Annotated in this window: 8 protein-coding genes and 1 pseudogene; 2 read left to right on the forward strand and 7 right to left on the reverse strand. The window is 50.6% G+C overall.

Features of this window, described 5'->3' with window-relative positions; all coding sequences use genetic code 11:
• Positions 1 to 136 precede the first annotated feature (136 nt).
• Positions 137 to 1153: a PH domain-containing protein gene (locus ACZ5AC_RS09525; RefSeq protein WP_464247382.1), complete on the forward strand. Its 1017-nt coding sequence runs from the start codon at positions 137 to 139 to the stop codon at positions 1151 to 1153.
• A gap of 121 nt (positions 1154 to 1274) precedes the next feature.
• On the opposite strand, the gene ACZ5AC_RS09530 is transcribed toward ACZ5AC_RS09525, so the two are convergent.
• The 5 genes from ACZ5AC_RS09530 to ACZ5AC_RS09550 all read right to left on the reverse strand — a co-directional run bounded on the left by ACZ5AC_RS09530 (position 1275) and on the right by ACZ5AC_RS09550 (position 6739).
• A complete protein-coding gene (locus ACZ5AC_RS09530) occupies positions 1275 to 1835 on the reverse strand; it encodes a hypothetical protein (protein WP_464247383.1) in 561 nt (186 codons plus the stop codon).
• A 359-nt stretch (positions 1836 to 2194) separates the two neighbouring features.
• Entirely contained in the window at positions 2195 to 3754 is a 1560-nt protein-coding gene (tnpC, locus tag ACZ5AC_RS09535) for an IS66 family transposase (RefSeq protein WP_464247384.1), read from the reverse strand.
• Positions 3755 to 3801: 47 nt separating this feature from the next.
• A complete protein-coding gene (gene tnpB, locus ACZ5AC_RS09540; protein WP_464247385.1) occupies positions 3802 to 4152 on the reverse strand; it encodes an IS66 family insertion sequence element accessory protein TnpB in 351 nt (116 codons plus the stop codon).
• Positions 4146 to 4472 carry an IS66 family insertion sequence element accessory protein TnpA gene (gene tnpA, locus ACZ5AC_RS09545; protein ID WP_464247386.1) on the reverse strand — a complete coding sequence of 109 codons (327 nt, stop codon included), beginning with the start codon at positions 4470 to 4472 and terminating at the stop codon, positions 4146 to 4148. The genes tnpB and tnpA overlap by 7 nt, the downstream gene beginning before the upstream one ends.
• 44 nt (positions 4473 to 4516) lie before the next feature.
• Positions 4517 to 6739, reverse strand: coding sequence for an ankyrin repeat domain-containing protein (locus ACZ5AC_RS09550; protein WP_464247387.1), 2223 nt, complete (start codon positions 6737 to 6739; stop codon positions 4517 to 4519).
• Positions 6740 to 6912: 173 nt separating this feature from the next.
• Between ACZ5AC_RS09550 and ACZ5AC_RS09555 the strand changes: the two are divergent.
• Positions 6913 to 8239, forward strand: a pseudogene (locus ACZ5AC_RS09555) (IS5 family transposase).
• Between the two features lie 30 nt (positions 8240 to 8269).
• Here the strand turns inward: ACZ5AC_RS09555 and ACZ5AC_RS09560 are convergent.
• The gene (locus ACZ5AC_RS09560) at positions 8270 to 10474 is read right to left on the reverse strand and encodes a hypothetical protein (RefSeq protein WP_464247388.1); all 2205 of its coding nucleotides are present in this window, start codon (positions 10472 to 10474) and stop codon (positions 8270 to 8272) included.
• Between the two features lie 33 nt (positions 10475 to 10507).
• A complete protein-coding gene (locus ACZ5AC_RS09565) occupies positions 10508 to 11803 on the reverse strand; it encodes a tyrosine-type recombinase/integrase (protein WP_464247389.1) in 1296 nt (431 codons plus the stop codon).
• Positions 11804 to 12453 lie beyond the last annotated feature (650 nt).

Raw genomic sequence — 12453 nt, forward strand, 5'->3', positions numbered from 1 at the left:
GAAGAAAACAAGTTGCTAAGTGAAAAATGACACATTGAAGATGAAGGCGGGGGCGCAGAAGCATTCAGTTTATCATCATATTTATCGACAATATTTTAATTACTATCCTATCATTTTACGCAAAGGTTAAGATACAATGCAGCAACCCATAATCGCAAAAGGCGTAAATGCATCAGTAGAGTTACACATTAACTTTATACGTATCTTACGAACCGAGTTCTTCAAGAATATACTGCGGACATCTCAACGAACACTCAATTATGAGGACATACATTTAACAGAAATTGCCAACGTAAATTTTAAAAGCGCAAATGCTATTAGAAACGGCTACATTCACTTCATCCGCCACGGGACAAGTGATCGGCAAATTTCGGTGATGGAAGCCGCCAACTGCTCCACCGCCGTGGTATTTATGTGTACGAGACAGAATAGTTTTTTGGCGATTAAGAGTGAAATAGAGAGTCGCCTCAAAGAAATGCCAGATCGATCTTCATCCTCTTCGACTGATTCAGAATTATCGATTTGTTCAGCTTTGACTAAGGCATTCCCTCACAATCTCTCCATCTATGCAGAATACACTAAAACGAAAAACTGGAAGGCGATTTGCGATCTAAACGGCGTACCTTTTGCAAATTTTGGAACGAGAAAAGAACTTATATTTCTATCAGATTATTTAGAGGCAGATGAAGCAGTTATAGCCATTACTTCCGGCCTGATGAAGCAAACTAGGAATTCTAATTTTTCCGATGCTGGTCTGAATACATGGCTTGTAGTTTTGACAACAGATCGATTCATGTTTCTTGACGCTGCACTCCTGAGCAAATCTATTGATATACAGTCTATCAGGCATGAGTGGGTACAGGCGGTTTCATTTTCCCAAGGGCTGCTTCTCGGAAATATTTCAATCGACCTTGGGAGCCGAGTTGTGGAAATCGCCAACTGTCCCAAGTCAACAGTTGCGTCTATCGGGGTACTGGCAAATAAGTGGCAAAAGGAACTTAAGGAACGCGCTGAAAAGTCTTCTAAACTTAAAACGTCAAATCAGATTTCACCACTTGAAAGCATAGAGCGACTAGCGAAGCTGCACTCTGAGGGCATGATTACCAAAGATGAGTTCCAAGCCGCAAAAGCAAAACTGCTATCATCACTTTGACGATGGTTTTGCTACTGGAACTGCATGCTGGATTCTGTAAAGGCTTAAATAGCCAACGACTGCCCGCAAATTAGACATGTGAATAATTTAAAAAAACACATAGCAACCCAAACAACTCGACTTAACTTTGTGTATTTATGAGAGATTGCATTGCTTCTACGGAGCAATGCTTAATAGCGTAATCCCGGTTAGTCTGGCATCTCTCGCAATTCTGAATCCTTTCATTAGGATCATAGGTATTCTTTTGACCACAAAAACAAGTCCATTGGTTTCCAATTATGGACGCAAAGGTAACTGCTTTACCATGAGTTTGTTTGCGGAGCATGTTAAAAAGTGGTCCATTCACAGGTGATTCGCCAGCAGCATTTGGAGCAATAATTTCCTGCGCCACAGCAGTCTGAACGCTCGACTTATTGGTCGAACCGAATGCCTGAGCTACCGGGCCACAAGCTACGCGGGTGTTTTCTTCAATCGCAAACAGCACGTCGATAGCTTCTCCAGATGCGATTGTCATCAGGCCCCATAAATTGAATATTAAACCGGACCCGGCCATCAGCCAAGCGTAATCACCGCCACGACCAAACCCGATGATAACCACAATGATCCCACAAGCCACCGTAAGCCATCCCACTATACGCAACATATAGGCTACTGTGCTCAACACAGGAAATCGCTTGTTCATGCTCTATGCCCCCCCCTATGCTCCGTCAAAACGGAGAATCGTCCTTTTCTGTGATCTGCCTCCTCCGTCGCGTGGACTCGTTTGCCACCGTCCAGCCATCGGTATCGGCCAACGCCCACTGATCGAAATCCTCAGGCAAGTGACCTTTTTGTGCAACTTCATGTGCCACAGTCCAGCCCCTGCTATCGGCTAGTGACCACTGATCGAAGTTCTCCGGCAAATTGCCATGCTCAGCCGCCTCATGGGCCACCGTCCAACCATCGTTATCGGCCAGCGACCACCGATCGAAGTTCGTAAGCGCTCAGACATCCGCATCTTTCACGGGTGTATCTGATATGCGATAGGGACAGGGAGGAGTTCTATTTCTTGCGCGGCTTGGGCTTGGGGAGGCTTGGGAGAAGGGATCTGTCCACGTGCTGCGGCATGAGCGCCTTTATGACTGCCGTGGACTGCGCTGCGGGAAAGCGTTCGAAGAGGAATTTCAGGTAAGCTTGGGGCTCGATCTCGTTGGCCTTGGCGGTTTCCACCAGGGAAAAGAGCATGGCGCTGGCGTCTGCACCCTTGGGGACGCCGGCAAAGAGCCAGTTCTTCCGGCCCAGGGCCACGGGGCGGATGGCGTTCTCGGCCGCGTTGTTGTCGGGCGTGAGCAATCCGCAGTCCACGTAGCGCACGGCCCGGCTCCACTGGTTGCGGGCGTAGGTCATGGCCTGCCCGAGCAGGCTCTTGGGCGGGACGTGGTCGATACGCTCATCAAGGATGGCCCGTATCGCGTCGAGGATGGGAACGGCCTGCTCCCTGCGGTTGGCGACCTTTTCCTCCGGCTCCAGCTCTTTGATATTGTGCTCGACCTTGTAGAGCAGGCCGATGAGATCCAGGATTTCCTTGGCTGTCCCGTGCATGATCTTCTTCGAGGTCGCCTTCTGGACGTCGACGAACTTACGACGGATGTGGGCCATGCAGCCGACGTGGATGATGTCGTCCGACTCGCCGAGAGCCTGGTATCCGGAGTAGCCGTCGGTCTGGATGTAGCCCTTGTAATCGCCCAGATATTCCTTGGGGACGGAGCCCGACCTGGTCGGGTCGTAGCGATAGACCACGGTCGGCCGCTTGGGGTTTCCGCCACGGAAGAGCCACAGGTATGACGTGGACGTATCGGATCGTCCCGGTTCCTTGAGGACTTGCAGGGTGGTTTCGTCCATGTTGATGACCGGCCCGGAGCGGATCTCCGCCCGGAACAGTGCTCCGAATGGCTCCAGCGCCTTGGCCACGGCCATGGCCCATCCGGACATGGAATGGCGCGGGATGTCCACGCCCAGGCGGGCAAACTGCTTGGTCTGGCGGTAGAACGGCATGGCATCGACGAACTTGGCGGTAATGACCTGCGCCAGGAGGTTCGGCGTAGCGATGCCCTTGGGGATAATCTGCGGCGGCATGGGCGCGATACGCACCACCGGCATGCCCTCCTCGCCGTCACAGGCCGGGCAGGCATACTTGGGCCTGATATGGCGCTCCACCTGCATGACGGCCGGGACGTAGTCGAGCTTCTCGGAGACCTCTTCGCCGATGCGCTTCAGGCAGGCCCCGCAGGCGCAGACTTTCTGGTCCTCGGGCAAATCGTGAGTGATCTCGATGCGCGGCAGACTGTCCGGCAGGGGCTTACGTCCCCGCTTGGCCCTGGTGTGGGCCGGGACTTCGACGACGGGCACTTCCGCGGGCTTGGGCTTCACCTCGGCGATCCTGGCCAAAGGCAGAGGCAGGATGCCCTGGAAGAGGTCCTTGGATTTTTCGGACTTGGGAGCATACAGCGCGGCCTGCAACAGGGCCACGCGGTCCTGAAGATGGCGGTTTTGCTGGTAGTAATCCCAGACCAAATGCTTGAGTTGCCCGACGTCATCGGGAAGATTTTCGATGTCTCCCATGTAAGCGCACTTAGCAATAATATATTGAAATAGCAAGGATTTTATTGCTACAGAACCGATTTGTAATGCAGCCTTTGATGCGCTCCTTGCGGCGTGAGGGTGAGTCCATCAAGGAGCCAGCCGAGCTGTTGAGGGGTGATGTTCATGACCTCAGACACTCGCTCGGGCCAACAGAATCGATGCTTCTCCAGACGCTTGTGCCAGAGGCAGAAGCCGTTGCGATCCCAGTGCAGCACCTTGATGGCGTCGCGCCTGCGGTTGCAGAAGACGAAGAGGTGCCCAGAGAAAGGGTCCAGATCAAGGATGCCCTGGACCGTCATGCTCAGCCTGTCGATACCGGCCCGCATGTCCGTGGTGCCGGGAGCAAGATAGACCTTGGCCGCAGGCATCCTCAGCATCGGGGTTCCAGGACGGACAGAAGTCTGGTCAGCATAGCTTCGTCGAAGTCGGCAGGAATATCCAGGGCGTAACAGTTGCCGACAAGCAGTCCGATGGACGGAGCCTTCAGGGCCAGGGTGAACGGGAGAGGGACGATTGCGGGCGGCAAGGCAGGCACATCCACTGATGCCGAACGCGATTTGCGCAGCCAGTACCGGAATGAGCTGAAATTCAGGCCGTGCGCCGTGCAATACGCAGTCTTGCCCATGCCGCTTTGCCGCCACTGTTCAACATGAGCGAGCCATCGGGCAGCACGGTTCTGGCGGATGCGAGATTTCATGAGGACCTCCTTGGATTGAAGGTCCTTTATCTCATGGCTTGAAATTATTGGAAGATGGGCTCTAATGAGCGCTTACCGAAGTTCTCCGGCAAGTGACCTTTTTGGGCAACTTCATGTGCCACAGTCCAGCCCCTGCTATCGGCTAGTGACCACTGATCGAAGTTCTCCGGCAAATTGCCATGCTCAGCCGCCTCATGGGCCACCGTCCAACCATCATTATCGGCCAGCGACCACCGATCGAAGTTCTCCGGCAAGTGACCTTCTTTGGCAGCCACATGGGCCACCGTCCACCGCTTGCTATAATCTCTGCACTTCACTAAGTAGTCCGGGTCAAAAGGAGAAATATCCATACAACTATCCGATACTACTTCGGTCCAAACAAGTCCCCACTGGTCAAAGCTTGGTGGCAAAGCTCCTCTTTTCACCACTTCATGGGCCACGGTCCAGCCATCGTTATCGGCCAAGGACCATTGATCGAAATCCACAGGCAAGTGCCCATTCTTGGCCGCTTCATGAGCCACAGTCCAACCATTGCCAAAGACTCGACTCCAACCATCGAGATTTTTGAATAAGTGACCGTATTCTGCCGTCAGTTCAGCCAACGAATTGTTATTGGTTGCCATCTTCCAATCTTTAAATCCGGCTGGGAGAATGCCATTCCTGGCCGCCACATGGGCCACAGTCCATCCATTGTCATCGGCTAAACCCAACCGGTAATCCTCTAATAGGAGCCTTTGCGTGGCCATCTTGTGAACGACCGTCCAAGTTTCCAACGCAACAAGCTCTCGATAGTCGAAGCCTGATGGTAAATAACCAATCCGAGTTGCCAAGTAGATTACAGTCCTGCCTGCATTATCAGTCAAGGACCACTGATTGAAGTTCCCCGACAAGTGCCCATTTAAGGCCGCTTCATGGGCCACCGTCCAACCATCGTTATCAGCCAGGGCCCATTGATCAAAATCATCAGGCAAGACCCCATTCTTAGCCGCTTCATGGGCCACCCTCCAACCATCGTTATCGGCCAGCGACCATTGATCGAAATCATCAGGCAAGACCCCATTCTTGGCCGCTTCATGGGCCACAGTCCAGCCATGGTCATCGGCCAGGGACCATTGATCGAAATCCTCTGGTAAGTGACCGCATCCAGCAGCTACATGAGCAACTGTCCAATCATTTTCGGTGAATACAATTAAGCTCCAACTTTCAAAACATCCCGGAAGGAGGTCATGCAATAACACTTCATTCCACGAGTCGCGCCTGGCATCGACCCCGGCCACAGTCCAGCCCGACTTGTCGACAAGATCCCACCGATCAAACTTCTCCGGCAACTTGCCATGTTCAGCAGCTTCATGGGCCACCGTCCAACCATCGTTATCGGCCAGGGACCATTGATCGAAATCCTCTGGCAAGTGACCTTTTTTGGCAGCCTCATGGGCTACTGTCCAACCTCTGCTATCGACCAGCGCCCACTGATCAAAGTTCTCCGGAAACTTGCCTTGTTCAGCAGCCTCATGGGCCACCGTCCAACCTCTGCTATCGGCCAGGGACCATTGAACGAAATCCTCTGGCAAGTGACCTTTTTTGGCAGCCTCATGGGCTACTGTCCAACCTCTGCTATCGACCAGCGCCCACTGATCAAAGTTCTCCGGAAACTTGCCTTGTTCAGCAACCTCATGGGCCACCGTCCAACCTCTGCTATCGGCCAGGGACCATTGATCGAAATCCTCTGGCAAGTGACCTTTTTTGGCAGCCTCATGGGCTACTGTCCAACCTCTGCTATCGACCAGCGCCCACTGATCAAAGTTCTCCGGAAACTTGCCTTGTTCAGCAGCCTCATGGGCCACCGTCCAACCTCTGCAATCGGCCAGGGACCATTGATCGAAATCCTCTGGCAAGTGACCTTTTTTGGCAGCCTCATGGGCTACTGTCCAACCTCTGCTATCGACCAGCGCCCACTGATCGAAATCTACAGGTAAGCTCTTTTGCCTGGCCGCCTCATGGGCCACCGTCCAGCCATCGTTATCGGCCAGCGACCATTGATCGAAATCCACAGGTAAGTGCTTATACATTGCCGCAGCATGAGCTACAGCCCAGCCATCACTAGTTGCAATATCCCATTTCTTAAATCGTTCTGGCAGACAGCCACATTCTGCTGCATGATGCGCGATACTAAGACCAGAGTTGCATATTGACGCCCAACTTTCAAAATTCTCAGGTAACCCGCCTGATGCAATAGATGAAAGAAAATCTGGAAAATTAAGAGCCATAGACAACACCAAAATATTAAAAATTAGCGATACATATCAATTAATCTTATATTAGTCGATCCTCAAAATATAACAATAAATTGAAATTTAATCGAAAATAACGCTTTTTGTATAACCAGTAATGCAGTGAAAAATGCATTTTTCTGGTCGAAATCACTCCGAGGTCATCAACGATGCAGCCTCAAAAATCGGACCGCCAGCGCAGCTTCCTTTGCCCGGATCTGCTTGATCAACTCGCCCCTCGAAACCACCTTCTCGGATTGGCCAAGGTCATTCCGTGGCAGGAGTTTGAGGACAACTTCCGGCCACTTTATGCTGCTTCCGGTCGCCCCGGAAAACCTGTCCGGTTGATGGTCAGTCTCCTCATTCTCAAGCAGCTTGAAAACTTTAGTAATGAGCGCGTTGTCGCGGCATGGGTCCAGAACCCGTATTTCCAAACCTTCTGCGGTCAGCAGCGATTCACCTGGAAGTTGCCCTGCGACCCTTCAGAGCTGACCTATTTCCGCCGCCGCGTCGGAGAAGACGGAGTTCGCAAGATCTTCGAGGTTTCCGTGGCCCTTCATGGCGACAAGGCCAAAGAAACCGAAGTCGTCGTGGACTCGACCGTGTAGGAAAAGAACATCACCTTTCCCACGATGCCAAGCTCCTGACCAAAATCGTGATGCGGTGCCACACCATGGTCAGGCTGGAAGACGTTAAACTCCGGCGCAGCTACCAGCGCGAAATCAAATCGCTCCTGCGGACCATCCGCTTCAAATCCAAAGGTCGCAGACAGGGCGAATCTCTGCGAGCTGCCAGGCGTTTGCGGACCATCACCGGCATCCTGGTCCGCGAACTGAAACACAAGCTTTCCCCGGAAGCGTTGAGCATTCATCAGTAGGCCTTGGATCTTTACGATCGTGTGCAGCGCCAACAGCGATCCGACACAGGCAAGATCTACAGCCTCCACGAATCCGGAGTGTCCTGCATCAGCAAAGGTAAGGCCCACAAGAAATACGAGTTCGGTGCCAAAGCATCCGTGACGTGACCAAGACCAGTAGCATCATCGTCGGTGCCCTGTCCTTCCAGGACAATCCTTTCGACGGCCACACGCTGCCTACGGTTCTGTCTCAAGTCGAAAGCCTCGTGGGTCAACGACCGACCATGGCGATCTGCGACCGAGGATACCGTGGCAAGCGCAGGCTCGGCATGATCATCATCGAAATCCCTGAGTCAGGCACATGGACAAAAACAGCTTCTGACAAACGTCAAGCCAGAGAACAGTTCCGTCGGCGTGCGGCCATTGAGCCATTCATCGGCCACCTCAAAAACGACCACAGGATGCTGCACAATTACCTCAAAGGGCAGATCGGCGACACGGTGAACCTGTTCATGGCCTGTGCTGCGTTCAATTTCCGGAAGTTCATCCGGATTCTGTGTTTTTTGTGCCTCAAATTCCTTGGGCACATACTTCGACCCAATGCTCAGCCCGGCAGGCTTGTGCCTGACGTGGGGTTTTAACAGTTTTTCAGGATCGACGAATTCAATAAATTATCTATTAGAATTTTCATCCCTAACAGACCATCCATATTTGTCTTTAATTTTCCAATTGTTAAAAGACGCAGGAAGCGATCCTCGACGTGCAGCCTCATGCGCCACTGTCCACCCGTCACTCCTAGCAATATCCCATTGGTCGAACTCCACCGGAAGACATTTATGCTTTGCCGCTTCATGCGCTACTGTCCAACCCTTATCGTTGGCTAATTTCCATTGGCAAAATGTTGGGGGTAAGTAGCCTTGCTTGGCTGCCTCATGAGCAACAGTCCAGCCAACTTTATCTGAAAGTGCATATTGTTCAAAACAATCCGGAAGCTTCCCATTCGCTGCAACTTCATGTGCCACGGTCCAACCGCGGGAATCAGCGAGACTCCAACGATTGAAATCACGGGGCAAGTGGTCATATTGGGCCGCTTCATGAGCCACAGTCCAACCATCTCTATCAGCAATCTCCCATTGATCGAAACCTGCCGGCAAACAACCTCGGCGAGCCGCAGCATGCGCTATCGTCCAACCCTTATCGTTGGCTAATTTCCATTGTGTAAAATTTGGCGGTAAGTTGCCGTGCTTTGCTGCTTCATGACCAACTGTCCAGCCGCAACCTATACTTCTGTCCACTTGACCCCAATCACACCAGCGAAACCAATCCGAGTTATTAGAATACTTCTGATGACGTTGATTTGCTCTTTCACTCATGAGAATACTGTTACTAGCAAGATCCCATTGCTCAAAATCTGCTGGCAAGTAAGCTTTTTGTGCCGCTACATGCGCCACAGTCCAGCCATATTTGTCGGCAAGGTTATATTGTGTAAAATGGCTCGGGAGGTAGCCATTCATGACCGCCTCATGCGCTACAGTCCAACCATCGATATCAGCAAGATCGTATTTATCGAAACAATCCGGCAGGTTGCAATTCATGGCGGACTCATGTGCCACGGTCCAGCCATCGACAAATGTTAAATCCCAATGATCGAAGTTTACAGGCAAATGACCATGCTTTGCCGCCACATGTGCCACGCTGAGTCCATGGTTATCCACGAGTTCCCACTGATCAAAATCTTGTGGCAGGTTACCATGTTTTGCTGCTTCATGTGCTTCAGTCCAACCTTCAAGTTCAGGAAGATCCCATTGATTAAATCCTGGCGGCAAGAATCCGATACGGGTCGCTATAAATGCAACAGTCCGGCCATGTCTGTCAGTTAGATCCCAGTTGTTGAAACCCTGTGGTATGTGACCATATTGCGCAGCTTCATGAGCAACCGTCCACTCAAAATAATCAAAATCCCACTGGTCAAAATTATCAGGGAGAAGCCCTTTTTTTGCAGCCTCGAATACTATTGTATAACTGCCACACCATGCGTCCCCCCATTGAGGGAAGCTCGCTGGAAGGTGCCCATATTGTGCAGCAATCTCAATAACTGTGTTCCCTTGATTATCTTTAATACCCCATTTATCAAAATCATTAGGCAAAAAACCATGCAATGCTGCTTCATGAGCCACAGACCAACCACGATTATCAGTTAATAACCACCCATCAAATTTTTCAGGCAAGCTGCTACGGCTTGCTGCGACATGAGCTACAGTCCATCCTTGCTTGTTCGACATGTCCCACTGACTGAATTCAGTCGGCATCAATCCGGTATTAGCAGCTTCGAATGCCACAATCCAGTCATCCTTATCCGCTAATTGCCAGTTATCAAATCCGTGAGGAAGAAGCCCTCGGCTGGCTGCTTCGTGGGCCACGGTCCAGCCACTTGGCAAAGCCAAATTCCAATGGTCAAAATTGGAGGGGAGATGTCCGCCAGCCGCTGCCTCGTGTGCGACTGTCCAACCGTCACTGGTCGCTATATCCCATCGGTTGAAATACTCAGGCAAATGTCCATACCATGCAGCACAATGAGCTACTGTCCAGCCATGACAGTCTGACAGTTCCCATTGATCAAAATTAACAGATAAATGGCCATTTTTGGCAGCAATATGGGCTACGGTCTGTCCGGTTTCATCCGCCAACCACCAGCGATTGAAATCGGCTAGCAGAGTCCCTTCCTTAGCCCTCTGAAACGATTTCGTGATGTCCATCGTATCCATCCCAACTTGGGTTTTCCCTTCTTTTCTTGGCATTTCAATGGCATCCATTTCTGAAATTTCCAGCGAGCGAACAGATACGGCGAAGATTGGAGGTGGACAGCCGATGCCCACAATTAATTTCAGCCAAACATATTAAATATACCGCTAATTCGCACCACCAGCAACCACTTCTGTAATTTTCCGTCCTCGCAAATTAGCGACTGCATCTCTTTTATGATCTGGCATCAAATGTGCGTATCGCAATGTCATCTCGATTGTCTTGTGCCCCATTAGCTCCTTAAGCGTAAGAAGTGGGACTCCCTGCATGGCAAGCCGACTTCCGAAAGTATGCCTACAACTATGGAAAGTTAACCTCTGACGTTCATCTTTATACCCATCGTTGTATCCTAATGCTTTAACTATTTTCATAAATACATCCGGTATATCCTTCATTTCTCCGCCATGAATTGGACCCGGAAAAACTAGACCAGGAATCGATTTATCGCTCTTCTTAACATAAGGAGTAGCGTCAGCATTTTGTTTCCTCCGCCTGAGCATATTTTCGAGTTCACCACTTGCAATATATGCCTCTCGCGTCTCACCATTTTTTCCATCAACATGTATTATACCATTTTCGAAATCTACACATTCCCATAATAGTCTTGCAATCTCACTAAAGCGCATCCCTGTAAGAAATGACAAGAGTGTCATATCATACACATCAGGATGCCTATATTCTAACATTGAGAGCAAAATATCGACCTGATCATCACTAAAAAATCGGCGACGAGCATTATCGACTTTTGGAAACTTAACATGGCGAGTTGGATTTTCTCCTGAATACATCCCCCGTTTGATACAAAAATTATATAATACTCGGACGCATTGCAAAACATGCGTAATCGTTGCCGGTTCGTGACTTTTTTCCAAGCACTTGATTTTTAGCATTTCTATGTCTGCCACACTGACATCAGAAAGACGCTTATCCCCCAAGTAAGGCAGGACATGTAGAACCATTCTGGTTTGATCGTGTACCCAATCCTTTTTGTCCACCTTGGCGCTAGCAAGATAAACATCAAACGCGTCACTCATCGTCAAATTTCTGCTTTTGGCTTCAGCCAACTCAGCCTCTAAGGTCTGCTGTGCCTGCTGTGCCATTTCTCGCATTTCCTTTAACGTGCGGGGCTTTCGCCCGAGCCGTTGGTTTTCTTGAAGCTGAGAAAGAACCGCATAAGCTCGCTTTTCGTTTATCTTATGCAACACTTCTTTAACGCCCCCGTTGCCGTCGGGGACTATTTCTGACCACCGCTTGTCGGACCAACCGATTGTCTCTTGCCTCATCTTGCCTTCTAGCTTGTAAAAAATAGCGATATACTTCGCTGCCTCAACCCCGTCTTTGCGGGTAGGGTGAAGCCGGAACCGCACACCGGGATACTTCTTGGACTTAACCCATTCAGTCATAGCCCCCCCATTTAGGAAAACTGGTCAACTATTGGTCAACCTTTTTCGATGAAAACAAGGTATTTTCCGTGATACGCAGTGAAAGTTAATTACTCATAACATTCTGAAATGTCAATGATAACTGACTTGTTATGATCTTGCGTGAAAGATATATGGAGGGAGTTCAATTCCCTCCCTCGCTACCAAAATCACTAAAGGATTTAAGCAAGTTAGCTTAGATCCTTTTTTCTTTTTATCTCATTTATCCCCCACCTGTCCCCCAGCCCGCCTTAGCTCTGCACTCCCCCCAAAAAACGACCACCGAGAGCGCCTCAAATTACCGGCACGAAGAACCCCAAAATCCAACGTAAGTTCGCTACGAAAAGATTTGCCGCAGGCATCTGCAACAATTTGGCAGATGCTGGCGCCTCCATTCGACGATCAGCCCCTGACACGCCGCCCCCCCCCTTCCACCAACTCGGCAAGCATAACCTCGCCCTTCCGCGCAGAGGTGCGGGGCAGCAAACCATGAACTAGCTGAATTTCCACCGAGCTTGCCTCTACGTCAATCCTCTTCTCCTTGATCAATTCAGCTTGGTGCCGGGACTCTCAGAGTCCTGCCCATAAGACTTGAAACAATTATCCTGCCTTACCCTTCAAAGCGACATCCC

The organism is Desulfomicrobium aestuarii (assembly GCF_055385525.1).

Bases quoted from the DNA above. Each gene is read 5' to 3' on its own strand.
- tnpC (WP_464247384.1), bottom strand. From the start codon at position 3,754: ATGGGAGACATCGAAAATCTTCCCGATGACGTCGGGCAACTCAAGCAT.
- ACZ5AC_RS09565 (WP_464247389.1), bottom strand. From the start codon at position 11,803: ATGACTGAATGGGTTAAGTCCAAGAAGTATCCCGGTGTGCGGTTCCGG.
- ACZ5AC_RS09530 (WP_464247383.1), bottom strand. From the start codon at position 1,835: ATGAACAAGCGATTTCCTGTGTTGAGCACAGTAGCCTATATGTTGCGT.
- ACZ5AC_RS09550 (WP_464247387.1), bottom strand. From the start codon at position 6,739: ATGGCTCTTAATTTTCCAGATTTTCTTTCATCTATTGCATCAGGCGGG.
- ACZ5AC_RS09525 (WP_464247382.1), top strand. From the start codon at position 137: ATGCAGCAACCCATAATCGCAAAAGGCGTAAATGCATCAGTAGAGTTA.
- tnpA (WP_464247386.1), bottom strand. From the start codon at position 4,472: ATGAAATCTCGCATCCGCCAGAACCGTGCTGCCCGATGGCTCGCTCAT.
- tnpB (WP_464247385.1), bottom strand. From the start codon at position 4,152: ATGCTGAGGATGCCTGCGGCCAAGGTCTATCTTGCTCCCGGCACCACG.